Source organism: Kitasatospora sp. NPDC101235 (assembly GCF_044767505.1).
Taxonomy (GTDB): Bacteria; Actinomycetota; Actinomycetes; order Streptomycetales; family Streptomycetaceae; genus Kitasatospora.
This window is the reverse complement of sequence record NZ_JBIWNZ010000024.1, coordinates 43,595-68,088: the sequence shown is the minus strand read 5'-3', so window position 1 is coordinate 68,088 and position 24,494 is coordinate 43,595. Positions and strand designations below refer to the sequence as shown.

Here is a 24,494-nt window from a genome sequence, read left to right as displayed (position 1 = left end):
CGAGGTCAATGAGGTATTGTTCCTATATGGATCAGAAAACATGGTCGGCCGCCGTGGACGCGGCCATCGCTCGCGAGATCAAACGCCGGCGAGCACAGCTTGGGCTGTCCGCCGAGGCCTTGGGGGCCCGATGCGCCGACCTCGGCTATCCGATGACCCGGCAAGTGATCGCCAAGCTGGAGCAAGGCGCCCGAAACGGGCCGACTCCAGCAGAACTCCTCATCTTGGCGCGCGCGTTGGAGATGCCACCCGTCAGCCTGATCCTGCCGCTCGGCCAGGGGCCGACGGCCCATCCGACGCCACACACGGAGTCCACTCCGTGGCAGTTGGTCGCCTGGTTCACCGGCGAAGACCGCACGGCCCTCCCGGAACCCCCGGAAGCCGGCTCGCCCCAGGCCGTCCTTGACGCCTTCCGTCGCCACGACCGGCTCGTCCGCACCGCGCTGCTGTCCACCCGGATGGCCGCCGAACGCCGCCGGGACGCCCAGCTGGCACCGCCGGACGAGTACGAGCGTGCCAACACTTCTGCCGCCCAACTGGAGCAGGTCGCGCAGACGGACCGGAGTGATCTTCTCACCGCTCGCCGGGCGCTGCGCGATCAGGACTTCTTCCCGCCCCCGCTGCCCGCCGAGCTCTCCCACATCGACCGCGAGGGCACCTGACCGACAACTCCCCGCCGGGCCCGCCCCGGCCATCACGGCCTCCGAGACGGCATCCGCCTGCCAGCTTCCGCCCGCCTCGGAGACCCGACCTCCCCAGCCTTCGACCGGAGTAGGCCGACACCATAATGCCGCACGCCCCAACCCTGCCCAACCGCACCGCCAGGAACTCGGTCCGGTCCCCGCGCACTCCTTCCGCCGCACCGGTATGTATCTGCACGGACGCAGGCTCACCCAGCCTCCTCTACACCCAGGCGGAGGCCGCGAAGATCCTCAAGGTCAGCCCGGCGACACTTCGCCGCTGGCGCACCCAGCAGCCATCACAGGGCCCCGCCTACGTACGCATCGGCGCCCGGATCTCCTACCGGCACCAGGACCTGGCCGACTACCTGACCGAACGCCGCGTCATACCGGGGGTGGCAGCGTGATGAACGCGCCCGAGCGGATCGACGCACCGGTCGGCGTCAAGCTCTACACCGACATCGAGCACCGGCCGGACCGCCTCTCGCCCTACCGTGCGCGCGTGCGCTGGACCGACCCGGTCGACCCGACCAGACGCCCCTCGCGCTCCAGCGGCTTCTCCACCGGGCCGGAGGCCCAGGAGTGGCTCGACCGCATCATCAAGGCGAACAACCGCGGCGTCAGCGTCGCACTGGCCACCACCGAACTCGGTGACTACGGCGACTCCGTCATGGACCTCGCCATGCGCGGCCTCGAACTCAAGACCCACGACCCCTACCTGGCCGGCTGGCGCCTGAGGGTGAAGCCCACCGTCGGCCACCTGCAGATCGCCAGCATCTCGGCCGGCATCGCCGACCGCGCCCTCAACTCCTGGATCGCCGACGGCGCGGGCGTCTCCACCCTCAAGAACACCATCGCGGTGTGGGTGCGGGTCATGGAGCAGGCGATCCGCGACGGCATCATCGAGATCAACCCCGCGCGCCTGCACGGCTGGCAGAGGCTGATCAAGAAGGCCGAGGACGAGGAGTTCGAACCGCGCGGCCTGGCCCTGCGTGACTGGGACATGCTCGACCGCCTCGCCGAAGCCCTGGTCGAGGCCTCCTTCGGCAAGTACGAGGGCTGGGGCGACATCGTCCGCTTCGCCGGCGGCACCGGCGCCCGTATCGGCGAGGTCTCCGGTGTCCGCGCAGGGGACATCGACACCGACAACTGGATCTGGAGGGTCTGTCGGCAGACCACCCCGGGCCCCGGTGGCCTCCTCGACAAGGGCACCAAGGGCAAGCGGGCCCGGGACGTCCCCATCATCCCCGAGCTCCGCCCGAACATCGGCTGGCGCATCTCCCGCGTCGGAAACCGCCCTGACGCCCGGTTGTTCACCGGCCCGCTCGGCGGCCGGGTCACCACCGCGATCCTGCGCGACGCCACCCACTGGGACGACGTCGTCCTCCAACTCGGCCTTGAGTACCTACGCCGACACGACCTCCGCCACACCGCCCTGACGTGGTTCGCCGACGCAGGCGTCCCGCCCCACGTCCTCATGCGCATCGCCGGCCACGGCCAACTCACCACCACCCAGCGCTACCTACACCCCGACCTCCGTTCCGTCCAGCGCGCCGGAGCCCAACTCACCGCCTACATCAACGCCAGCCGCGGCCTGCCCGGCCCCAAGGTCGAGATCGAGCAGATCCGCCAACTCGCCCTGTCCAGCTGACACCAACCCACCCCGGCTGTTCAGGGAGACCTCCGTGTCAACGCACACGGAGGTCTCCCTGCTCGGCTGCACGGAGTTGCCCGTTGTGCCGCTAGGCTCCGTGCAGCCGAGTCCGGGGAAGAGGAAGCTGCCATGTCGAACAAGAAGTCGCGGCGCCAGCGGGACGCGGCCCGCGCCAGGGCCGCTGAGGTGCGGCGGCAAGAAGGTTTCAACGAGGCACACGCCCGGACCGTCGCCGAGCGGCACCTGGACCCGCGTTTCGTTCAGCGCCGCCGCACCGACGAGGGCGACGAAGTCTCTTGGCATCCCGACAGCCAGACCGGACAAGGCCTCCAGGACGCCGTTCAGCGTCAGTTGGAGCGCTTCCGGGAGAAGTTCGGGCGTGAGCCCGGTCCCGACGACCCGCTGTTCTTCGACCCGGACGCCGACGAGCCCCGCCCGATGCCCGAGGAGCGCATCACCGGGATGCTCGGCGAGATGGCGGTGCTCGCCGAACAGGCCGGGATCGATCCGGCCTTCGTCCACGCCTGGCGCGACCTCGGGTATGTGGTGACCGAGGACACCCGGCACCTGTTCAGCGCCGCCGAGGTCCAGGCGTTCTCCGACGCCGTGAAGGCGCACCAGCGCGGTCACCGCTCGCAGCCCGAACATCCGGAGCCCGATGCTCCCCTGGAAAGCCTGCGGAACGTCATCAGCGCCATCATCGACCGGCATGATCCGCGGATCGCCATGCGCGTCGTACTCGGCATCGACCGGGCGGCGGCGACGGAAGGCGAGGAGGCCGCCGGCCTCATGGCCTCCCTCCTCTTCGGCGCCCTCGCGGGCTGGCTCTCGGGCGCCCGCGAAGCCGGACTCAGCCCGAACGACGCCACCGCGGCCGTCGACTGGGTCCGTGAATCGCTCGGCACCGCCAACGGCCGCAAGGTCATGCACATCGCCGGCATCATCGGTCACCCCAGCGCGTCCGGCGCCACCGTCAACGAAGCCGCCGACCAGCTCGGCGACGACTTCCTCCCCACGTTCATCTGGCTCACCGCCGGCGTCGTCGCCACCGCGGGCAAGGGCGACGTCCACTGGCTCAACCAGTTCGACATCTCGCTGGGCGGCTGAACCCCACGCGGACGGGAGTGTGTTCGGGCACTCCCGTCCGTCCTCACCATCACCTGGCCGATGGCCGACTCCTGCACACCTGGCTGGGACGACAACATGCCCCTTCGGCCCGCCAGCTGTTCTCCGCGTGTCAGGAGAGCACGCCTCTGCGACGGCAGGCGGCTGAACCGTGGCCGGCCGATCTCCCCTTGCCGGAAGAAGACACGGTACTGGCGAGCTGTTGGGCGAGCGCCATCGGCCGATCTCCGCCACCGGGAGAGCACAGGCTGCTGTCCTCCTGCTTGAGAATGGCCTGCGGCCGATCTCCGTACACCGGGAGAGAACCGTGCCGCGGCGAGCGACAGCAGCGCCATCCACGGCCCAGCTCCGCCCGTCAGGAGCGCGCATCCGCCAGAGCGGCTGCTGGGTGCACGAGGGCGACCGATCTCCGCCTGCTGGGAGAGCACGCGATCGGGGTGGTGGCGTCGCACGCGCGGTACGGTCGATCTCTGTCTGCCGAGAGAGCACCGTGGCTGGAACCGCCTCAGTCTGGGCGCCCACGGCCGATCTCCGCCCATCAGGAGAGCACCTCCCCAACCGCGGCGGCCTCCTCGCCGCCTAGGGCCGATCTCCATGCGTCGGGAGAGCACCCCAGCGTCTCGTTCAACGCGGCGCTGCTGCACGGCGGATCTCCGGACACCGGGAGAGCGCTTCGGCCTCGCCTCCATCCCCCGTCACCGGCCGAGCTCCGTACGCCGGGAGAGCACAGGTCCGCGAGCGTGGAGTCGACGCCCTCTGTCGGCCGATCTCCGCCCGCCGGGAGAGCACCTCGTCCGGTCCACGATCACGCACGGGTCGGGCGGCCCATCTCCGTACGCCGAGAGATCACAGCCGTTCGGCGAACGGCTGGCCGTTGTTGAACGGCTGAGCTCCGTACGCCAGGAGAGCGCCCGATCTGCTGATCGCCCCGCAGTTGGACATATGGCCGAGCTCCGTACGCCGAGAGAGCACCTGCGCGGAACCCAGGTCGAGGGTGACCGGTTCGGCCGATCTCCGTACGCCAGGAGGGCGCTATGCCAGCCTGGCCACCTCCATGATGGTGGTCGGCCGAACTCCGTACGCCCGAGAGAGCAGACGACCTGTGTCCGCCCGATGTGCCGGGTAGCCGGCCGAGCTCCGCCCGCCGGGAGAGCACATGACCACCAGGACGGAGACCGGGAGGATCATCGGCCGATCTCCGCCCGCTGGGAGAGCACGCCGGCCGCGGCACCGGGTGGCACGTCGAGCACGGCCGATCTCCGCCCGCCGGGAGAGAGCACTGGATTTGGGCAGCACGATGCTGCATCATGGCCGGCCGATCTCCGCCCACTGGGAGAATGCCACCGCCTCAGTGCCGGGGACGGGTACGCCTACGGCCGATCTCCGTACGCCGGAAGAGCACTCGACAATCTGGCCGGTCTCCGGGTCGCGGACCGGCCGATCTCCGCCCGCCGGGAGAGCACTCGTTGCGGATGGTCTGGGCCTCGCCCTCCGCCGGCCGAGCTCCGTACGCCGAGAGCACTTGCTCCGGGTGGTCCACTTCAGCTGGACCCGCGGCCAATCTCCGCCCACCGGGAGAGCACAAGCACGGCGACGAGGGCAACGCGGCGTACAACGGCTGATCTCCGTGCGCTGAGAGAACGCCATCACCCCGACCCGGTAGGGCCAGACGGCCGGCCGATCTCCGCGCCCGCCGGGAGAACAGCCGTTGACGACTGGGCTGGACATCCCCAAGAACGGCCGATCTCCGCCCGCCGGGAGAGCACCGACCGACCACCCCGGCGACCGACCTGTACATCGGCCGAGCTCCGTACGCCGGGAGAGCACCAGACCACGTACTCCCTGCTCATGACCCAGAATGGCCGAACTCCGTACGCCGGAAGAGCACTTTTGATGATCTGCAAGGTTTCGGCGGCTTTGCTGTTTCTTTGTCAAGGATCGAGGCCTTGCCTGTCTGTCCGGCTAACCAGTCCGAGGGTGGGGTGGACGATGAGATTGCGGTGGCGGCCTCGGTACGGCTGGGGGGTCGCGTTGTCCATCCGTTGGGGCAGGAGCCGGAGGTGGCGCAGGGCAGCGATGTTCTTCCAGGTGGGTGGTGGGTCGGTGTCGGGGTCGGCTGTGTCGAGGAGGGCTGCGCGGACGGGAATGGTGAGGTGCATGAGGCGGTGCATCGCTGCGGGGTCGATCAGGTCGGGCAGGGGTTGGGTGGTTCGGCGGTTGAGCCATGTCCGGCCGTCTGTGGTGTAGACGGGCAGGATGCGCAGGGTGTCGGCGCCGAGGCGGGTTTCGGGGTGTGGGTCTTCGCCTTCGGACAGCAGGTGCAGGTCGGTGATCCGGGCAGGGCGGGGTACCGCGGCTTGCGTGCCCTGTGCGTGTTCGGCGGCTTCTCGGCCTTGGCGGGTGATGCCGGCGGGGTTGGTGAAGTCCGGCTCGTAGACGGGGTCGAGGAAGGCCGGGAGGTCTTCCGGGATGGCGAGGTGGTGGTCTCCGGCGGGTCCGAGTGCGGTGCGGGTGTGCTGGAGGAGGGATTCGTCGTAGACCTGGAGCCAGGCTTTCGGGAGGGCGCCGGGTGGGACGAGGACGGTGATGTGCGGGCCGGTGGCCCATGGGGGCCGGTCGGTGCGCGGGTGTCGGAACTGGCGGCCGGCGCGCTGGATGATCAGCGCGAGGGGGGCGAGGTCGGTGATGACGAGGTCGGTGTCGATGTCGAGGCTCTGCTCGACGAGTTGGGTGGCCACGGTGACGAGCGGCCGGTCGGGCCTGGGACGGCCCTTGCCGGTCCAGCGCTGGAGCTTGCGGGTAGCGGCGGTGCGGCGGTGGTGCGGTATGGCGGACTGGAGAAGGAGGAGCCGGGGGGTGTCGGGGCTGCTCCCCCACGTGGCGTCGAGAAGGTCGTGGGTGGCCTGGGCGTCGTCGATGGTGTCGCAGACGATCAGCGCGACGCCGCGGCGGGCGTCGTGGAGCGGGCGGAGGGCTTCGAGGAGGGCACGGGCACGGCCGTCGGGGTCTGCGGGGTCGTGGGTGTGGGTGGCGGGGGTGACGGTGATGGTGAGGGTGTGGGCCCGGTCGGACGGGATGGTGGGGCTGGGGGTGATGGTGCCGGTGGCCAGGTCGGTGTAGGTCCAGCCGGGATAGCGGTGCGCGAGGGCGGGGGTGTCGGTGTGGCCGGCGCCGCTGCGGTAGGCGTGGACGAGGTCGGCGGCGGTGTCGCCGGTGAGGGTGGCGGAGAGCAGGACGACAGGGACGCCGAACGCACCGAGCCAGTGGAGGGCTTCCTTGGTGAGCTGGTGTTCGTAGGGGCCGTAGGCGTGGGCTTCGTCGATGACGACGGTTTTGCGGGTGATGCCGAGCCAGCGCACCGTGTTGTAACGGGCCGGCAGGACGGCGGTGGTGAGCTGGTCCCAGGTCGCGGCGAAGGCGTAGCCGAGCATGGGCCGGTAGCGTCCGCGCAGCCACTCGTCGACGATGGCGGCGTCGCTGGCGAGCGTGCGGCGCAGGGGGTTGAAGTGGGTGTCGAGCCAGGCGAGGTGGTGGACCAGGCCGGTGGGGGCCGGGCCTCGGGTGGTGGCGAGGGTGTGCGCGCGGAGGCGTTCCCACATCGGTTCGCAGGTGGCGCGGTTCGGCAGGAACAGAGCGGTGCCGATGCAGTGGGCGGCGGCGCCGAGCAGGCACACGGCGAACAGACCGCATTCGGTCTTGGCGTCGCCGGTGGGCGCGGTGATCAGCAGCAGGCCCGGGCCGAGCCGGTCGACCAGGGTGGGCAGCTCCCGCTCGATGCTCTGCTGCAGCGGGTAGAGCCGGTGCCCGTCCAGGTGGGGGAACATCGCGTGCATGGTCGTCGGCAAAATGACGGTCGGGGTTCGCAGTTGGGCCTCGCGCAGGGCGGCGGGGGCCAGGCGAAGGGCTCGGCGTAGGTGGGCGGCTGTGCTGGTGACGGCGCCGGTCGCCCAGTCGGTTTGGCGCTTGGTGATCCAGGTGTGCTGGGAGGCGAGCCAGTCGGCGAGGGAGATGAGGCCGGCGGTGAGGATCGCGGTGGTCGCCGGTGCGGGGCGTGCGGGTAGGGCGGGCTGGTCGAGCAGGGTGTCGGCGGTGCGGAGGAGGTGTTCGCGTTCGCGGTCCCAGCCGTCGGTGCCGAGAGCGGGCAGGGCGGCGGCGGGGTGGGCGAGTTCGTCGCGCAGGTGGGTCAGCGCGGGTGGGAAGGTGCCGTGGTGGGTGGCGGCGATCTGCGCGAGCTGGTGGGCGACGAGGTCGTTGGGGCTGCCGTCCAGGGGCAGGCCGCGCAGGCGGTGCAGGAGTTCGGGCAAGACGTAGAGGGTGGCGCGCTCGTGCCGCAGGCGGGGGATGCCGGCTGGTGTAGGGGTGTAGCCGGGGTGGCCGGTGAGGTGGTCGGCGGCGGGGACGGCGGCCTGCCAGGCGGGTTGGATCTTGCCGATGTCGTGGAGGACGGCGAGGAACATGATCAGGAGCCGGGTCTGGTCCTGGGTGAGGTGCCAGCCGCGGGCGATGAGGCGGCGCTGGTGGCGGGAGAGGTACTGGCTCCACAGGGCGCCGGCCATGGCGGCGGTGTCCAGTCCGTGGAGGGTGACGCCGTAGGGGGCGGTGAGGCCTTCGTTCTTGGCCCAGGGGCGGGTTGGCGGTCGCATGGTGGTGGTCAGCGGTGGGGGGCGATGGAGAGCAGGCCGAGGCCGAAGGCCTTGCCCTGGCCGATGCCGCGGGTGATGGCGGTGCGCAGGGCGTCGGGGTCGGTGACGGTGGCGGTGCCCTCGAATCGGACGGTCGGAAGGCGTAGGTCGGCGGCTCCTTTGCGGCTGGCGAAGACGGCGTCCTGGCGGGTGTCGAGGGTGGTGGTGAGGGTGAGGCCGGCGCGTTCGGCCTGGCGGTGCCACCAGGCGAGGGCTTCCTCGGCGTTGGAGGCGTGGCGGGGGGTGTAGTTGTGCGGGCGGGGCGCGCCGGCGGGGTGGTCGGGCGGGTTCTCGTGGTGGCTGGGGTTGGCGTCGATGCGGTAGCGCAGGGCGCGGCCGGGTGCGATCCAGTCGAGGAGTTCGCCGAGCGGGCGGGTTTCGATGGAGGCGGCGTAGCCGGCGGGGAGCCGGGCGGGGTCGGGGGGTTGGGGGGTCTGGACGAGCAGGAGGGGGGCGTCGGGGTGGGCTTCGAGGCGGTAGAGGAGGCGGGTCTGGGTGGTGTGGGGGTCGGGGGTGAGGGTCTGGAGGCGGTGGTGGAGGTGGGTGCGGTCGTAGAGGTCGAGGTAGGCGGCTCTGTTGCGGGTGCCGAGGGTGAGGCGGGTGAGGTAGGGGCCGGCCTGGCGGCGCGTTGCGCGGTGGGTGGGCGGGGCGGTCCTGGTGGCGGTGGTGGTGGTCATGGCCGGTTCTCCTGGTAGTGGGTGAGGGCTTTGAGGTAGGCGGTGCCGGTGGCGGCGGGGGTGTCGGGTGGGAGGTGTTCGTGGTGGTGCCACAGGTCGTAGTCGTCGAAGGTGCGGCCGGGGCCGGGGTTGTTGCGCAGTGTCGCGTCGGGTGGTCGGCCGTTTCGGGGTGGGGTGTCGGAGATGAACTCGACGGGTCCGGTGGGGCGGTGGGGGCGGTGCAGGGGGAAGTGGTGTAGTTCGGTGACGGGGTTGCCGGGGGTGGTCCAGGCGGTGAGGGGGGTGTCGGGGACGCAGCTGCGGCGGCCGAGGTAGGGCGGGTAGTGGGGGTGGTCGAGGGCGTCGGCGAGGGTGTGCAGGGTTCGGGTGGGGCCGGTGACGGCGATGGTGAAGGCGGCGTCGGCGATGTACCAGCGGGTGGTGACGAGGGTGCCTTCGCCGGGTTTGGTGCGGTGGCGGCCGGTGGCGTCGGGGGGTGTGTGCTGGGGCGGGTAGCCGCCGCCGATGGTGTGGAAGTCGCTTTCGCGGTGGCCGGGGCGGTCGACGCGGATGGTGAAGTGGAGCCGGGCGAGGTCGTGGTTGTCGCTGTCCGGGGGGCGTCCGAGGGTTGCGGCGAGCAGGCCGATGAGGGCGGATCGGGTGGGGTGGGTGCCGGTGGGGTAGGAGCCGTGGCCCTGGGGTCCGCCCCAGGCTTGCAGGGGGCCGGACAGGTGGAGGATCAGGCCGCCGTTCATGCCAGGGCCTTGCCGATCTGGGTGAGGGTCCAGTCGACGAGGTCGTCGACGGGGTGGATGCGTTCGCCGAGTGCGGGGAGTTTCGCGTCGGTCAGTCCGGCGTGGGCGTGGGCAGCGAGTCCGGAGGTGCCGAGGAACTCGTGGACGGCGGCGGCGTGGGCGTCGAGCCGGTGGATCGACTCGGGCAGGTAGCCGTCCTCGGTCGCGGGCACGGGGGTCTCGAAGGCGCCGACGAGGCTGACGGGGCGGTCGGTGCGCACCGCGATGTAGAGCAGGTGCGGGAGGGTGAAGGGGGCGGTGCTGGTGGCCTTGGCCGGCTGCGGTTCCAGGGCGGCGGCGCGCAGGTAGGCGCGGACGATCTCCTGGACGACGTCGTCCCAGTCCTGGTCGAGGTTGGTCAGCAGCAGGGGGATGTTCAGGGAGTTGTAGGCGTAGTAGACGCCGCTGCTGTAGTGCTGTTCGCCCAGGTGGGCTGCGCCGTGGGTGTGTTGGACGTCGTCGATGGCGTCGTAGAAGTCCAGTTCGGGCTCGACCTGGTGGGTGGTGAGAGCGTGGGCGGTGTGGGAGGCGCCGCGGACTTCGGATCCGGGTTCGTTGGCGAGCATGCGGCCGAACGCGGCGATGCTCGCATTGCGGGTGGCGAGGATCGTGCGGACGTCAGCAGGCGGGATCGCGTCCTTGGCGTGTTCGGCGAGGGTGGCGAACACGGCGCTCGCGGCCTGTTCGTCCTCGGTGTCAGCGTCGGTGTCAGCGGTGTCGCTCGCTTCCCCTGCCGCGGGTTTCTTCCCGCGTCCGCGGGAGGTTTTCGCGGCTTTCTCGTCCTTGTCGGCGGCGGCCTTGGCCTTGGTGATGGCCGCCTTGTGGGCGTCGGCGACGTCGGCGAGCGCGTCGATGGCGGTGTCGGGCAGGAAGAGCAGGGCGTTGGTCGTGCCGGCGTCGTTCAGGCCAAGCCCGGTGATCTGCGCTGCGGGGATCATCATCCGGCCTGCCGCCAGGGCGATTTCTTCGTTCCAGCCACGCCGCGTCAGGGTGTCGGCGACCAGCTCGGGGACGTGACGGGTGCGCAGGGCGACGATGCCGGTGGCCGTTTCGACGGCGCCGCGGCGGGTGCGCGATTCGTGCTGGGAGGAGGTGCGTGAGCGGGTGGAGCCGCCGTACTGGGCCTGCTTGGGGCGGCCCCAGCGGTCCCGGTTGAGGTTGGAGTAGGGGTAGTTCTGCAGGATGTGGACGTCCACGTGGACGGGGCTGGCTGTCATTCGGGTTCACCACCTGGTCGGGGTGGGTCGTGGATCTTGGTTGTAGAAGGCGCGGGCCCAGGCGATGCGGACCTCGTCGCCGTGGCGCTGCCAGCGCGTCAGGTCGCGCAGCAGGACGGGCCATTCGACGGGAACGTGCTGCGCGCGCAGTTGTCCGACCACGCCCGGCAGGGCGCGGTACAGGCTCGTCAAGGTGAGCTGGGCAAGGCTGTTCAGGTCGGACTCGGCGTGGTCGGACGCCAGCAGGTGGCGGTCGACGGCGGTGCGGTAGGACCAGCCGAGGTTGCGCCACGGCCTGGACGGCCTCGGCTGCTTGTCGGGTCGGTTGGTCGTGGTCGGGTTGGGGGCGTCGTGGAGCGCGTAGAGGGAGGCCACGAGCAGGTAGGGAAGCTCGTTGTCGCGGTCCGGGGCCGAGGGGATCTGGCCGTGGCGCAGCAAGTGCCGGTAGAGCGGCCACCGGTGTCGGAAGTCGTCGGCCAGGCCGTCGCGTAGGGCGGCGCGGCCGGCGGGGGTGGAGCAGGCCTGGCGGACGACGGCCATGTAGGTGTCGAAGCGGTTCGCTCGTGCGTCGGCCTTGGGTGGGGCGGGGGCTTGTGGGGAGGTGGTCATGGTGGTGTTCCTCGTGGTGCGCTTCGTCGTGCGAGCCGGTCGAGGGGTCTGCGGTGGCGTGCGATGGCGGCGAGCCCGGGCGGGCGCGCAGCGTAGGGCAGGGTGTGGGTGTCGTAGAGGCCGAGGGCGGTGTGCGCGAAGTCCGGCAGGTCTCCGCCGTTCACGGCAGCGGGCCAGAAGAGGCGGTCGGCGGTGTCCCAGTACTGGCCGAGGGCATCGTCGAGCCACGGGGCCTGGTCCGCCGTGCCGGGGGCCATCTGCTGCCAGGCCCCTCTCAGGCAGTACCGCAGGGTGTCGGCGGCTTCCTCGGTGTCGGTGTGCAGCCGGCCGAGGCACACCTCGCGGGCCGGGTCGTGCCCGGGCAGGAACGCGGCGATGCCGGCCGGGGTGGTCTCGCTCACCCACTGGACCTCGCCCCGTTCCTGGGACTGCTGCTGGCAGCCGAGGGCGCGTACGCGCACCGGCCCGAGGGCGTCGAGGGTCTCCTTGGGAAGAGCGGCGAGCGTGCCGAGCCAGGCCGGCATCGTGATGCCCTTGGCCGGCGTGGCGCCGGGCACTGCGGCGTGGACGAGTGCGTCGAAGTCGCGCAGCAGGTGGCGGCGGGCGTCGGCGTGCCGGAAGCCTTTCTGGTAGTGGATCAGGAACGGGTCGGCGGCGGGCGGGACCGGGGTCCGTGTGGCCCAGGCGACCCAGCAGCCGACAGCCTTCGTCCGGTCGGGGTCCAGGTCCAGCAGCACGGCGTGGGCGGAGCGGCCGATCAGCAGGGTCGCCGGTCCGCCCGGCACGACCGGGTGCAGCGGGTCCGGGAGGTCCTCGCGCTCCCACGGTGCCCGGTCGTCGCCCGGGGGATCGGGCCACAGGTGCGGAGGCGGGCAGCCGAGCACGAGGCCGGCGAAGAGCGTGTCGCCGAGCGGGTGGTAGGAGATGGAGCCGCGCAGGGCGCCGGCCCTCATCTGCTTGCTCACCACGCCGTCGTAAGCACGCAGGGCCCCCATGCCCGAGGGGCCGAAGCCCTGCCAGGCCAGCACCCACAACAGCGCATTGGCCGCCTCCAGCGGCTCGTGCTCCGGGGTGTGCGGGCGCCACGGCTGGTTATGGCCCGACGGCCGGTCCATCGCGAGCTTGCCCGGCGCCGCGCTCTTCGAGCACTCCTCGCGCAGCCGCGGGTCCTGCAACAGAACGGACAGGCGCAGGCGTCCCCGCAGCGGTCGGATGTACGCGTCGACGGCGCGGGCCGGGAGCCGTCCGCGCCGGATGAGCGCGGCCAAGTGCCGGTACCACTCCCCCGGGTCTGCTGCGGCGTCGAGGCCGGCGATCCGGACGGTCATCGCGGTCAGCAGGCGCCTCAGCATGGTCTCGCAGGCAGGGTTGGCCACCACGAGGTCCTCAACCAGGTGCGCGCCCTTGAGGGTGGCCGACAGCCCTGCCGTCACGACCTCGCCGGGCCCCGCCCTGGGGAACAGCCGTACCAGCTCAGTCGGATCAGCGGTACGGCTGAGCCGTAGTCGGAAGAAGGGACCGGAGCACAGGTCGTCGGGGTCCATGGCGCATAGCGCCCCCCTTCACGATGCCGGATTAGCCCCGCTATAGGACTATCCATCGGATATATCCAGCCTAGGTCTGCAAAGGCCACCGTTCAAGAGCGTCACCATGGTGGAAGCACAACGGCATCACCCGGCAGTCGTGCCGTGTGCGGGCACAACCACCAGGCCCTACACCCCTCGGCCCGGGCACCCAGTGCTCCGCTCGCGCGCCTCCAGACCATACGATCACGCGGTGACCAGCCACTCCGCGAATCCCGCACCGACCATCACCGAACCCGTGCTGTGCGGCGGCATCCCCGTCGGCTTCGGAGTGCCTCTGTTCGCGTCGATCGCGGCGCGCACCGTCTTCGCTCGGCCTGACGGAATCGGCCAGCACTGGCGAACGACACCGGCCACCCGGCGGACGGCCGCCGAGCTCCACGCAACGGGCCGACGTCCCGCCAACCTGCTGGCGCCGGACGCCTTCCAGTTCGCCGCGCCCATCCAAGTCGAGGTCACCAATTGGCGCAACCAACGGGAGTCCGTCACGGTCACTCCCGTGGAACCGCTGTACAACGTCGACGAGGCCGAGGCGCTGGGCGCCGAACCGAGCACGGCACGTCTCGCCGCGGACCGGCGCTCGGCGTCCCACTGGGCGGCCGAGGTCCTGGCCGACCCGAACACGGTGATCATGGCGGTCTCCTCTATCGGTGAACCTCCACGCCGAACCGACGATCCGGCCGTGGCACTCGTGTCGTGCGAGTTCACCGTCTCCGATACGTCTGGCTCCCTGCTCTGGCATCAGCTGGTCAACCCGCAATGGGGCGTACTGCCCCAGGTCGGCCTCGCCCCCTGGGGGTTGTCCGCCGACCAGGTCGCCGACGCTCCCCGGTTCGAGGAAGTGTCCCCCGCTCTCACCAAGCTGATCAGAGACAAGCGCGTTGTCCTGTTCGACCGAAGCCGCGCATACGCTTCCCTCTTCGGGGACTTCGAATACGCCCTCATCGGAGACAGACTTCCCGACGGGGACCTCATCCCCCACCATCCGGAGGTTCTCGCGCCGCTCGGCCACTCGCGATGGGAGTGCGCACGGCTGAACGCCGCCGCGTTCTTCGGGCAATGGGACGCGGCCACCGGCGCCTACGCCCTGCCGGCCGATCCGGCGGAGGGCCGGTCCGGGCCCGCCCGCTGCACGGCGGTCGCCGACCTCCTGCGCACCATGGCCGCGCCCACCCGCTACCGAGACCTCGACCACGCCGCACGCGAGACCACCGCAGCCGGCCGCTCGCACCGCCCCCGGCCGCTCACCGGCACCCGGCTCTCCCGCAGCGCCGCCGCCCGCCAGGCCGTCCTCGAACGCAGCCTCGGAGCCTGCGAGAACCCCACCTGTCCCAATCCCCGCTTCACCTCCGACCGCTCCGTCAACGGCGACTACCTCCTCGAAGTCGACCACGTCGACGACCACGCGCGCGGCGGCGCCGACATACCCGAGGCGATGATCGCCCTGTGCCCCAACTGCCACACCATCAAAACGCGCGGCACCGCCGGTGAGCAGTTGCGCGAGGCCTTCCGCAAGGCCGCGCTGGACAGACACCGCCAGTTCCTCGGGCACGCCTGAGATGTCCCCTGAAGCAGCGCCCCCGACCTCCCAAGCCCCCGGAGCGGAGCCCGCGCTGCTGCCGCATCCGGTGCCCGCCGAGCACGGCGGGGCCCGATCCTGGCGCTCGCCAGGACCGGGCCCAACTGAAGATCAGCCAACTCGCTATCAGCAACCGGCGTCAACGGCAACCGGGCCAGAGCGTGCTCAGGCCCCGTTCGCCGACTCTGCGGACGCCGCCCGGAGGAGAACCAAAGCGGCCAGCAACACCAGCGCCGCTTGGTGGCGCGAGGGGACCGCCTCCCAGAGGTCGTGTGCGATGTTGTTTCGAAGGTTGGGCCCCACTGCTGGGTCGGCGAGGAGGAGCAGGAATCCCTTGGCCCACTCGCTTCCTGCCAAGTCCGGCAACTCGGCCAGGTTGCGCAGGAGACCTCCGAGTTGGCTGACACCGCCGGCGGAGTCGCCCTTGGCCAGGTTGATCACTGGTGCATGCTGTTTGAGGTACCGGCGCAGAATGCCCTCGACGAGGGGAAGGGCGACGTACAAGGCGATCTCGTCATACTCCCAGTGCAGCTGGAAGGCGCGGGCCAGAAGTTCGGCCCGCTTGGCGGGAAGAACGATCGGATGGGTCAGGGCCAGCACCAACTCGTCGGTGCTGGGCTCGAAGCGCTGCCAGACGGCATCGAGCTGTCGGCTGACCAGGAGGCCGGTCAGTTCCAGGTGCATGATGCGCTGGTAGTGCTCGGGCCCTTCTTGCTGCCCCGTACTGTGAACGAGTACAGGGCCGGCGGTGTTGATCCGGTTCGTGTCGAGGCGGAAGAAGGTTGGAGCCGACCCCTGCTCGACGTCGTCGGCCGTCGCCTCGCCCGGGGAGGGCGCCGGATGGCCGGCGACACGCTGCAGGGCGTCCTCGAGATCCTTGGCCTCGTCGATGTAGGCCTGGCAGGCGTCGAACAGTTGCTCCGGCAGTTCGGCGGAGGTACCGACCCACTGCAGTTCCAGATCGTCGCGGGACAGCGCCTGCTGCCGCATGCGGATGTCCGTGTGCAGGTCGGCGAGACCCTTGTCCCGTGCGTGAACGGCAGCCTCGGTGAGCAGCGTCAGCTTCGCGAGTCCGGTGAACTTGTCGGCTGCGTCGGTGTAGGTGGCGACGATGGCGCGGTTGATCCGGTCGACAGCGGCAGGGTCGTTCTTGGTCACCTTCGCGAGGTCGTTCAGGAAGGAGATCCGAACGTGCGGGTCTCGGCGGTAGTGCTCGGCTGCCCTCTCCGCAACGGGAAGGGCGTAGGCGTGCCACTTTGGGCGCGACACCAGCGGATCGATCAGGTAGCCCACGACGCCCGGGCCTTCGTCGCTCCTGTCCATCTCCGCGTCGGCCCGGGCGACCATCGTCGCCGCGATGCTTGTGGAGAGGGGCAGGTTCACTGACACGGCGAGTTCGAACGCGCGCACCAGGGACTTCGCGGCAAGAAGTCGGCCGCTCGAAGCCTGCGGAGCGGCTTCGAACCAGTCCGCCGCCTCGACGTACGCGTCCGCTGCCGCACGGAGGTGTTCGAACCTGAGACGGCCGACGCGGGCGGACTGCAGGAGGTCGTGCAGGCGAGCACGGACACCGGGATGCTCAGCGACCTCGGCGTAGGCGTCCCACACGTCGAGCACGGGGTCGGCGACACCGGAAAGCTCCTGCGGCCACGGCTGCGGGCCGGCGCCTGCGTACCCGCCGACGAAGGTGCCATCGGGGCGCAGGAAGAACACGAACCCCGCCCGGAGTGCCTCGATGTGCTCGTCGTCCCGCCCATCGGCGCCGTCCAGCCGCGCATCGCCCAGTCTGGTGGAGATGTCGGGATAGTGCACGAAGCCCTGCGAAGCCACGTCGAGGACGGCCAAGGTTGCTTCATCCGCCGTGGCCATGAACTCCCTCTCCGCCGCCTGTTGAAAACCGGATGGGCGTGAACGGCAGGATGGGCGTCCTGATCCAGGTCCATCGGATCTGCTGTGCAGCCTAGTGGTTGCCGCCGGGCCTCCTCTCCACAATTTTCCCAGCCGGCATGGTGGTTGGCGTACCACGGACCGAGACTCCACCGTGGCAAAAGCAGGCCGAGAGAGGCGGCCACCGGACGACTTCGGCGATGCCGGGCCAGCCGGGGACGTAGCCTGGCGCAGGGAGACACAGCTGATGAGGGAGGCGGGATGGAGCAGCCGACGGCGGCGGTTGTCGCAGTATCCGAGATGGCGGTGGTCCGGGTCCTGGAGCTGGGGGCAACCGTCTGATGAGCCGGAGTCGACGTGACCGGGGCACACTGCAGCACCTGCCCGCCTGGGATCGCCATCCGCATTTCCGTACGACCGGCGATGAGGCAGACAAGCTGCTCGACGGCGTCTGGGACGTACCGGCTCAACGTGGGGTGCCGGACGAGCTGTTGCGGGCGCTGGACGCCTACGTCCGGGTCCTTCTGGCCTCCGGATACTCGTTGCACCGTTCGGATCTGGTCCGAACCCTGTCAAGGATGCCCCAGCAAGTCGTACTGCCGTGGGAAGTGGCCGTAGGCCCTGCGGATCTGTCCGCACCGTGACCCCTCGCGCCGGCTGGCGCCACTCGACGAGAGGGTATTGCTGGCGCCCCGGCGTCGAGTGCCCGCCTGCATGCTCCCGTCGGCCCCTGCGGATGCCGTCCCCACGGAGAGCGTTCAACAACGACTCGCTCCAACTTCCGCCCCAGTTCGCGGCGTTGCGCCACAAGTTCACCCATTCGAGCGACGCCCGGTGACACCGCGAGGTAGGAGTTAGCCCATAAACTCCCTGGTGTGAAGAGCGAGTTGTCAGGCCATCAGACTGGATGGCCCCCCGGCCCCCGGTCCGTGCGTGGCAGCTACGCGGTCCACACTGCCGTTTCCCCGGTGGTGGACGACGCGGACATCACCGTCGTCTCCTCCCGGTCATCTCGCCACTGGCTCCTCCAGCTGACAGGCCAGTTCGACGCTGGCGCACTTCACCACGCCACGGTGGCGTCCCTACGGGACCTCGATGTCGTCGTGCAGTACACCGGGGAGGTCTACCAGCGACCCGTGGTCGACCGGCGCAAGCGCCAGCTGACAGTGCTCGACCACCTGGCCATCGCGCACCATGTCCACCGCCGCACAGGACCGAACCACGCCAACTTCGACATGGCCTTCCTCAAGGTCGCAGAGCGAGCGAAGCGCCGCGGCCCCGAGTGGAGCGCCGCGGTTCTACGTCGGGTGGACCGCCTGATCGAGCTGGCCGGCCTCGTCGCATCCTTCCAGCCGGTCATCCCGGCGACGGCACCCACCGTCTCGCCGACGACCGAGGGCCCCGAAGTCATCACACTGACCATGGCGTGCGGCATCAGACGGCTGGAGATCCCCATCGTTCCCAGGCTGCCAAGGACGGATTCCGGCCCGTCGCGGCAGCTCGCTCTGGCCCTGGTCGCTTAGCTCCAGGGCTGCGCCGACGCCTACGCACGGGTCTCCGAGACCAGGATGTCCTACTTCTTCGGAGACGTTCCATGAACGAGTACCTGCACGCCCTCGGTGTGCGCCTGTTCGTTACCGCCATCCTCGTGCTGGCCGACTACAGCGTTCGCCGCCTGGCCCGCGCACTGCGCGGCAACGCCCCCTCCTCCCCCGACGTCGCGGCGGGCACCCTGCCCCGGGTCGGCTCCGTCGTGGGTACGCCGCGCCCGGTACACGTGTCGGCCCGACGGTACCCGTCGCGACGGGTCGGCGAGCTGCATCGCCTGGCCGCCCGCCACACCACCAACCCGCCGGACGCCGAGGTCCGCATCGCGGTACGGGCCCGCAGGACGCACGCCCAGAGGAGTCGGTCCGTGAACCGGAGGCGGCCCGGCACCCGCCGCTCGTAGCGGCTACGTGCTGTGGCCCGACACCATCGCGGTGTCGGGCCACAGCACGTCCCCGAGCAGGATCACGCACGGATCGAACGGCGGTCCGAGCGACGGGCTCACCGGCACCGATCAGGCGATGAGGTCGAACACCGTCTCGGTCTTCGTGGCAGTCGTGCGGGCCCGCAGGTACGCGTTCAGGTTCGCGTCGTACTTCAGGTCGGAGGGGATCACCACCTCGACGGAGAACGCCCCGGTGGCGTCCGTCGTGGTGTCGCGCAGGTCGCGCGTCTTGTAGTCCTCGCCGAGGTCGCCCTTGATGATGAAGGACACGCGGACGACCTCGTTGGGTGGGAAGCCCCGGCCGGTGAGGACCGACTTCGTTCCGCCCTGACCGCCATCCGGGGAGGCGCTGAGGACCCGCACCGCGGTCGGTGTCGGGCTGCCTGCCATCCCGCTGGGCAACGGGTTCAGGACCGGTGCGGAGCCCTGGCTGCCCGCCGGGGGCGCGGTCACGGTGGAGCCTGTCACCGTGACGGTCGGACCGGGCACGGTGACCGTGACGGCCGGCTGCGGCCGGGAGTCGTCGGTCACCCGAGCCTGGGTGTAGAAGCCGCCCGCGAAGCCGGCGCCCAGGGTGACGACCGCGACGGCGGCGGTCACCACGGCGCTCCACCCCTGGAGGTCGATCCCGCTGCGGCGGACCGGGGCGGCCGTCGGCGCCGGAGGGGCGATCGGCCGCGACGGTGTCCCGGGTGCGGGCGGCGGCCCGGAAGGACGGCTTGGCGTGGACGGCTCGGTCACAGAGTCCCCCTCGTTCTGCGGCCCGCTCCGGGCCATGATCGACGGGCTCCTGGGTACCACAGGAGCCCGGGGCCTGTCGCGAACAAGGTCCAGGACGACTCGTGCCCAACCAACGGCAAGCCTCTGACTCAGGTCACCAGCCGCGCCTCGCCCTTGGCCGCATGCAGCGCAGGCACCAGGTCCTCACCGGCAAGCCCGAGGCCCGGGTATGTGCGGACCAAGCCATCGCGCGGCCGGGCGGGCGGCTCAGGCCTCGTCTGATGCTGCGGCCTCCGCGCACTCGTGGTCGTCGGCCGCTTCGCCCGCCCGCCCGCCTCGGCGGTGATCACTGTGCGTAGATGATCACGGGTAGCAGACAGATCCCCGACGGGCATGCGGAGGCGTCCCGGATGAGCCGCGAGACGCCTCCAGCACGAGGTCACGAAATCGGCTGACACCTTGACAGATTCGAAGACGGTCGCCCAACTGCCCGAAAACATGGCCGGATTGCGTCATAGGGTGTCGAAAAATCGTTGGTCACGATTTAATCTCGGTTACCGTGGGTAGTCAATTTCGAGGCCGGAAACGCCCCTTGAGGGGGCCTCGACCCCTGGATTCGACCATTCCGGGGCCGCTTGGTCCCCATCTGGTCCCCAACCGTATGCGAACGAGTGTCCCGCCGAATCTGATGCCCAATCACGCAAAAGGCCGCTGACCTGGAATTTCTCCCGGCCAACGGCCTTCCGACATCACTGTCGGGACGACAGGATTTGAACCTGCGACCCCTTGACCCCCAGTCAAGTGCGCTACCAAGCTGCGCCACGTCCCGTGGTCTCGGCGCCTGCAGCGGGGCCTGGGGGCTCTGCTGTGGGCTTCTCGACCTTGTCTCCGGTTGTCCCGGCGACGTGGAAAACAATACAGCACGTCGGGGGGTGCTCGCTGCCAGGTCTGGGAGTGGGTGGGTCAGGGGGTCGGGTGGCGGGCGTCGTAGGTGAGGAAGGCGGGGCGGCGGGCGGCGAGGAGGAGGACGGCGGCGACGCAGGCGAGGCCGCCGGTGATGACGGAGGTGGCGGGGTTGGTGAGGGCGGCGACGGTTCCGGACTCGAAGTCGCCGAGGCGGGGGCCGCCGGCCACGACCACGATGAAGATGCCCTGGAGTCGGCCGCGCATCTCGTCCGGGGCCGCGACCTGCATCATCGTGTTGCGGAAGATCATGCTGACGGTGTCGGCACAGCCCGCGACCGCGAGCAGCAGGAGGCCGAGCCAGAGGTTGTGCAGGGCTCCGAAGGCCGCGATGGCCAGGCCCCAGGCGGCGACGGCGGCGAGGATGGCGGCGCCCTGGCGGTGCACGCGGCCGACCCAGCCGGAGAAGAGCGCGCCGACCAGGGCACCGACGGCCGGGGCGGAGACCAGCAGGCCGACGGTGCCGGCGTCGCCGCCGTAGAAGGTGACCGCGATGGCCGGGAAGAGGGCGCGCGGCATGCCGAAGACCATCGCGGCCAGGTCGGCGAGGAAGCTGGTGCGCAGGTTGGGCTGCTCGCGCAGGAAGCGGAGGCCGTCGAGGACGGAGGCGCGGCCCTTGCGCTCGCCGAGCGGCCGCATGGCGGGCAGGCGCCACATCGCGTAGAGGGTGCCGGTGAAGGCGACGGTGTCGATCAGGTAGGCGGCCTGGGCGCCGTACGCGCCGATGAGGACGCCGCCGAGCATCGGGCCGACGGTGAGGCCGAGGTTCATGCTGACAGTGTTCAGGGCGTTCGCCGCCGGGAGCTGGTGGCTGGGCACCAAGCGGGGGATCATCGCGGAGCGGGCGGGCGAGCTGAGCGCGAAGAAGCCGGCTTGGACGGCGACGGCGGCGTACAGGACGGCGACCAAGCTGAGGCCGGCCAGCGCCTGAGCGGCCAGGACGGCGGAGACGGCAGCCAGGCCCGCCGAGCCGATCAGGCCCAGTCGGCGCCGGTCGACGGTGTCGGCGATCGCACCGCCGTAGAGGCCGAAGGCGACCAGCGGAACGAGGGAGAAGATGCCGACCAGGCCGGTCGCGAAGGCGGAGCCGGTCAGGTCGTAGACCTGGACGGAGACGGCGACGGCCGTCATCTGCTGGCCTATGGAGGAGACGGCCTGCCCGGCCCAGACCCGGCGGTAGTCGGCGTGGTCGCGCAGCGGGCTGAGGTCGGCGAATGCCCGCCGGTACCAGGGTGAGTCGGCGGCCGCCTCCGGTCCGGGTCCGTCCCGCGGCCCGGGATCGGGGTCGGGCTCAGCGGACGAGGGCGAGGGGGCCGAGGAGGGCGGGGAGGGCACGGGGGAGCCGGACGGCGCGGGCAAGGGGGAGGACGTGGAATGTTGATTGTTCGACATAATCCCCCATGCTCCGCTCCGCCCCCGGGCGGCCTCGCACCGGGGCCCGCCCAAGCGCCCGGGCCCGCCACCGCCCGCGCGCGCTACCGGCTCAGCACCTGCTTCTCCCCCGCCTCCACCGCGAAGTCCAGCCGATTGCCCGGCGGCGGGAACGGGCAGATGAAGTGGTCCGAGAAGGCGCACGGCGGCAGGTAGGCCCGGTTCAGGTCGAGGATGGTGCGGCCCTCGGCGTCCGGTGCCGGCAGGGTGATGAAACGGAAGCGGTAGGTGTCGATGCCACTGGTCGCGTCCGCGATCACGCCGCTGAGCCGCCCGCCCGACCGGCTGACGGTCAGCGTGCGGTGCTCGCCCGCCACGGTGAAGGCGATCTGCCCGGAGACGGCCAGCGGGCGCTCGCGGCCGTCGGCGTTCGGGACCACGACCGACCGCGCATCGTCGTCCTCGAACGGGGTGAAGACGGCGGGCACGGCCCACTCGGGCGCGTACGGGTAGGCGGAGATGCCGGCAAAGGCGGTCCGGCGTGGCGCGGCCGGGTCGAAGACCCGCAGCGCCAGCTCGCCCTCGCGCTCGATCGGGACGAGCAGCAGGTCGCCCAGGGTGGCGGTGTCGGCGGCCGGGTCACTGTCCGGGCGGAGCAGCACCTCGCCGTCCACCGGCGCGCCCTCACCGTCCACCGACGCGCCCGCGCCGTTGACCGTGATGCCGTCGGACGCCGCCGCCCGGAGCCGGACGCCCTCGGCCCCGGCCCCGGCCCCGGCCTCGGCCTCGGCCCACCAGCGCCCGGGCAGGCCGGGGATCTCGGCGGGTTCGGGCTCCAGCCAGTGCGTGCCGGTGAGTGCGAGCTGGCCGTGCGTCGCGCTCACCGACGCCGCCCGGCCGTCGCTCCAGTGCTTCCAGTCCTCCGCGGCCGTCGCCGTCATCGGTCCACCCTCCCGGTCGGTCCGCGGACGGCCCGCCGTTCGGGCCGCCCGTCTCGGTCATCCACAACACCGTCCGCTCGGACGGATCATTCCCGTCCGAGCGAAGCCGCCGAAACTGCAACACGGCGGCAACGCGCTGACACGGGGCACCACACGGGCCACACACATCACCTACCCGTATCCACCCGTCGTACCTATCCGTCGCGGCGCTTCAGCGGACGGAACAGCCCTTCCTGCACCACGGACACCACCAGCTGGCCGTGCCGGTCGAAGATCTGCCCGCGCGCCAGGCCGCGCGCACCGTGCGCGATCGGGGACTCCTGCTGGTACAGCAGCCAGTCGTCTGTCCGGAACGGCTGGTGGAACCACATCGCGTGGTCGAGCGACGCCATGTCGAAGCTCCGATCGCCCCACAGCGGCTCGACCGGGGCGCGGACGGCGTCCAGCAGCGTCATGTCACTGGCGTAGGTGAGGGCGCAGACGTGGATCAGCGGGTCGTCCGGCAGCGGGCCGTTGGTGCGCAGCCAGACGCCGCTGCGCGCCTCGACGCCCTCCAGCTCCTCCTTGGTCCAGCGCAGCCGGTCGACGTAGCGGACGTCGAAGGGCTGGCGGCGGCTGATGAACGGGGGCAGCTCGCCGAGCCGGGAGCCGACCTCCTCCAGGGCGCTGGGCAGTTCCTCGGGTGCGGCGACGGCCGGCATCGGGTACTGGTGCTCGATGCCGCCCTCCTCCGGTACGTGGAAGTCGGCGGTGAGCGCGAAGATCGACCGGCCGCCCTGGATACCGAGCACCCGGCGGGTGGTGAAGGAGCGGCCGTCGCGGATCCGGTCGACCTGGTAGACGATCGGCACGCCGGGGACCCCGGGGCGCAGGAAGTAGGCGTGCAGCGAGTGGACCGGGCGCTCGTCGTCCACCGTGCGCCCCGCCGCGACCAGCGCCTGCCCGGCGACCTGGCCGCCGAACGTACGTTGCAGCGCCTCCTCGGGGCTGCGCCCACGGAAGATGTTGAGTTCGATCTGCTCCAGGTCGAGCAGATCGACAAGGTCGTCGACGGGGGTACCCATGCGCACGCTTCCTCTCGGACTCCGAACGAATTCTCCAGCTCACTCGAATTCTCCGGCGACCCGGGTCATTCCCGTGCAGCGGTCCGGAGCTCCCATTTCACTCGAACGAGTAGACGAGTCAATGAACAGGTGAACGAACGAGACGGCGCTGTCACCCAGGAGACCCCGGGAGACCTCGGAGGATTCCCGGTCACTCCCCCAGCCCCGACTCCCGCACCGTGATGTTGAGCCGCCCGACCAGCCCCAGCTCCGGATCGGCCGTCCCCGGCAGCGTCCGCACCACCCCGTGGTAGGCGAACCGGGCCGGACCGCCGAACACCAGCAGGTCGCCACTGCGCAGTTCCAGGTCGGTCCACGGCCGGGTCCTCGTCTCGGTGTTCCCCAGCCGGAAGACACAGCCGTCGCCCAGCGAGAGCGAGACCACCGGCGCGTCCGCCCGCTCGTCGCGGTCCTGGTGGAGGCCCATCTTCGCGCCGTGCGCGTAGTGGTTGACGATCGCGATGTCCGGCTCGTACGAGGCCGCACCCGCGACCTCCCCCAGCGCGGCGCCGTACGCCTCGGCGACGGCGCTGCGGGCCAGGTCCCCGAGCAGCGGCGGGAACGGCTTGACGGGCGCGCCGTCCTCGGCGATCCGCCGGTACCCGTACGGGTACCAGTACAGGCCGAGGCTCACCATCCGGACGGACATCATCCCGCCGGTGGGCATCCGCACGGCGTGCAGGCCGGCCGGCGGGCGGGCCCACTCCCGGCAGGCGGCGACCAGGCGGCGCTGCGCGTCGAGGTCCAGCCAGCCGGGGAGCAGGACGGCGCCGGGGGCCGGCTCGGAACGCTCGCGCACGCCCGGAGACCCGCCCGGGTCGCTGAACAGCTCGCCCTGGATCACCCCACCATCCTCCCGCACCGCGCCTACCCGGACCCAGCCCCGCACCCGCCGCCCGACCCGGTGGCCGGCAGCACCGCCACGGCGGCGCCCACG

The 24,494-nt window shown here is 71.0% G+C and carries 19 protein-coding genes and 1 tRNA gene; 7 read left to right on the top strand and 13 right to left on the bottom strand.

The genetic code is table 11. From position 1 onward, the window contains the following. Positions 1-53: 53 nt before the first annotated feature. The 4 genes from ACIRRH_RS31710 (at position 54) to ACIRRH_RS31695 (ending at position 3,441) form a co-directional block, all read left to right on the top strand. Entirely contained in the window at positions 54-662 is a 609-nt protein-coding gene (locus ACIRRH_RS31710; RefSeq protein ID WP_403074211.1) for a helix-turn-helix transcriptional regulator, read from the top strand. A 125-nt stretch (positions 663-787) separates the two neighbouring features. Then, positions 788-1,087, top strand: a complete 300-nt coding sequence (locus tag ACIRRH_RS31705; RefSeq protein WP_403074209.1) for a helix-turn-helix domain-containing protein — start codon at positions 788-790, stop codon at positions 1,085-1,087. Next, the gene (locus tag ACIRRH_RS31700) at positions 1,087-2,331 is read left to right on the top strand and encodes a tyrosine-type recombinase/integrase (protein WP_403074207.1); all 1,245 of its coding nucleotides are present in this window, start codon (positions 1,087-1,089) and stop codon (positions 2,329-2,331) included. Before ACIRRH_RS31705 ends, ACIRRH_RS31700 begins: the two co-directional genes overlap by 1 nt. 132 nt (positions 2,332-2,463) lie before the next feature. Then, on the top strand, positions 2,464-3,441 hold the full coding sequence (locus tag ACIRRH_RS31695) for a hypothetical protein (RefSeq protein WP_403074205.1): 978 nt from the start codon (positions 2,464-2,466) through the stop codon (positions 3,439-3,441). 1,949 nt (positions 3,442-5,390) lie between these two features. Here the strand turns inward: ACIRRH_RS31695 and cas3 are convergent. From cas3 to casA, 6 genes are read right to left on the bottom strand one after another with little or no spacing between them, the layout of a single operon-like run. Next, positions 5,391-8,102 (bottom strand): CRISPR-associated helicase Cas3', encoded by a 2,712-nt coding sequence (gene cas3 / locus ACIRRH_RS31690; protein WP_403074204.1) that lies wholly within the window; start codon positions 8,100-8,102, stop codon positions 5,391-5,393. Positions 8,103-8,110: 8 nt separating this feature from the next. After that, entirely contained in the window at positions 8,111-8,818 is a 708-nt protein-coding gene (gene cas6e, locus ACIRRH_RS31685) for a type I-E CRISPR-associated protein Cas6/Cse3/CasE (protein WP_403074202.1), read from the bottom strand. Further along, on the bottom strand, positions 8,815-9,552 hold the full coding sequence (gene cas5e, locus ACIRRH_RS31680; RefSeq protein ID WP_403074200.1) for a type I-E CRISPR-associated protein Cas5/CasD: 738 nt from the start codon (positions 9,550-9,552) through the stop codon (positions 8,815-8,817). Before cas5e ends, cas6e begins: the two co-directional genes overlap by 4 nt. Further along, on the bottom strand, positions 9,549-10,808 hold the full coding sequence (locus tag ACIRRH_RS31675) for a type I-E CRISPR-associated protein Cas7/Cse4/CasC (protein WP_403074198.1): 1,260 nt from the start codon (positions 10,806-10,808) through the stop codon (positions 9,549-9,551). The genes cas5e and ACIRRH_RS31675 overlap by 4 nt, the downstream gene beginning before the upstream one ends. Positions 10,809-10,814: 6 nt before the next feature. Further along, positions 10,815-11,417 (bottom strand): type I-E CRISPR-associated protein Cse2/CasB, encoded by a 603-nt coding sequence (gene casB, locus ACIRRH_RS31670; protein WP_403074196.1) that lies wholly within the window; start codon positions 11,415-11,417, stop codon positions 10,815-10,817. After that, on the bottom strand, positions 11,414-12,961 hold the full coding sequence (gene casA / locus ACIRRH_RS31665; RefSeq protein ID WP_403074194.1) for a type I-E CRISPR-associated protein Cse1/CasA: 1,548 nt from the start codon (positions 12,959-12,961) through the stop codon (positions 11,414-11,416). The genes casB and casA overlap by 4 nt, the downstream gene beginning before the upstream one ends. Before the next feature lie 232 nt (positions 12,962-13,193). Between casA and ACIRRH_RS31660 the strand changes: the two genes are divergently transcribed. Continuing rightward, positions 13,194-14,558 carry an HNH endonuclease gene (locus tag ACIRRH_RS31660; RefSeq protein WP_403074192.1) on the top strand — a complete coding sequence of 455 codons (1,365 nt, stop codon included), beginning with the start codon at positions 13,194-13,196 and terminating at the stop codon, positions 14,556-14,558. A gap of 186 nt (positions 14,559-14,744) precedes the next feature. Here the strand turns inward: ACIRRH_RS31660 and ACIRRH_RS31655 are convergent, their stop codons facing one another. Further along, positions 14,745-16,448, bottom strand: coding sequence for a hypothetical protein (locus ACIRRH_RS31655; protein ID WP_403074190.1), 1,704 nt, complete (start codon positions 16,446-16,448; stop codon positions 14,745-14,747). 986 nt (positions 16,449-17,434) lie between these two features. Between ACIRRH_RS31655 and ACIRRH_RS31650 the strand changes: the two genes are divergently transcribed. Both ACIRRH_RS31650 and ACIRRH_RS31645 read left to right on the top strand, forming a co-directional pair. Beyond that, positions 17,435-17,989 carry a hypothetical protein gene (locus tag ACIRRH_RS31650; protein ID WP_403074188.1) on the top strand — a complete coding sequence of 185 codons (555 nt, stop codon included), beginning with the start codon at positions 17,435-17,437 and terminating at the stop codon, positions 17,987-17,989. 71 nt (positions 17,990-18,060) lie between these two features. Further along, complete coding sequence (locus ACIRRH_RS31645; protein ID WP_403074186.1) at positions 18,061-18,417, top strand: hypothetical protein; 357 nt, start codon at positions 18,061-18,063, stop codon at positions 18,415-18,417. 111 nt (positions 18,418-18,528) lie between these two features. On the opposite strand, the gene ACIRRH_RS31640 is transcribed toward ACIRRH_RS31645, so the two are convergent. The 6 genes from ACIRRH_RS31640 to ACIRRH_RS31615 form a co-directional block, all read right to left on the bottom strand. Further along, the gene (locus ACIRRH_RS31640) at positions 18,529-19,059 is read right to left on the bottom strand and encodes a hypothetical protein (RefSeq protein WP_403074184.1); all 531 of its coding nucleotides are present in this window, start codon (positions 19,057-19,059) and stop codon (positions 18,529-18,531) included. 875 nt (positions 19,060-19,934) lie between these two features. Beyond that, a tRNA-Pro gene (locus tag ACIRRH_RS31635) sits at positions 19,935-20,008 on the bottom strand. A 134-nt stretch (positions 20,009-20,142) separates the two neighbouring features. After that, positions 20,143-21,477 carry an MFS transporter gene (locus tag ACIRRH_RS31630; RefSeq protein ID WP_403074182.1) on the bottom strand — a complete coding sequence of 445 codons (1,335 nt, stop codon included), beginning with the start codon at positions 21,475-21,477 and terminating at the stop codon, positions 20,143-20,145. Between the two features lie 140 nt (positions 21,478-21,617). Further along, positions 21,618-22,454, bottom strand: coding sequence for a DUF1684 domain-containing protein (locus tag ACIRRH_RS31625; RefSeq protein ID WP_403074180.1), 837 nt, complete (start codon positions 22,452-22,454; stop codon positions 21,618-21,620). A gap of 194 nt (positions 22,455-22,648) precedes the next feature. After that, a complete protein-coding gene (locus tag ACIRRH_RS31620; RefSeq protein ID WP_403074178.1) occupies positions 22,649-23,518 on the bottom strand; it encodes an acyl-CoA thioesterase in 870 nt (289 codons plus the stop codon). Positions 23,519-23,708: 190 nt separating this feature from the next. Then, positions 23,709-24,398, bottom strand: coding sequence for an alpha-ketoglutarate-dependent dioxygenase AlkB family protein (locus ACIRRH_RS31615; RefSeq protein ID WP_403074364.1), 690 nt, complete (start codon positions 24,396-24,398; stop codon positions 23,709-23,711). Between the last annotated feature and the right edge of the window lie 96 nt (positions 24,399-24,494).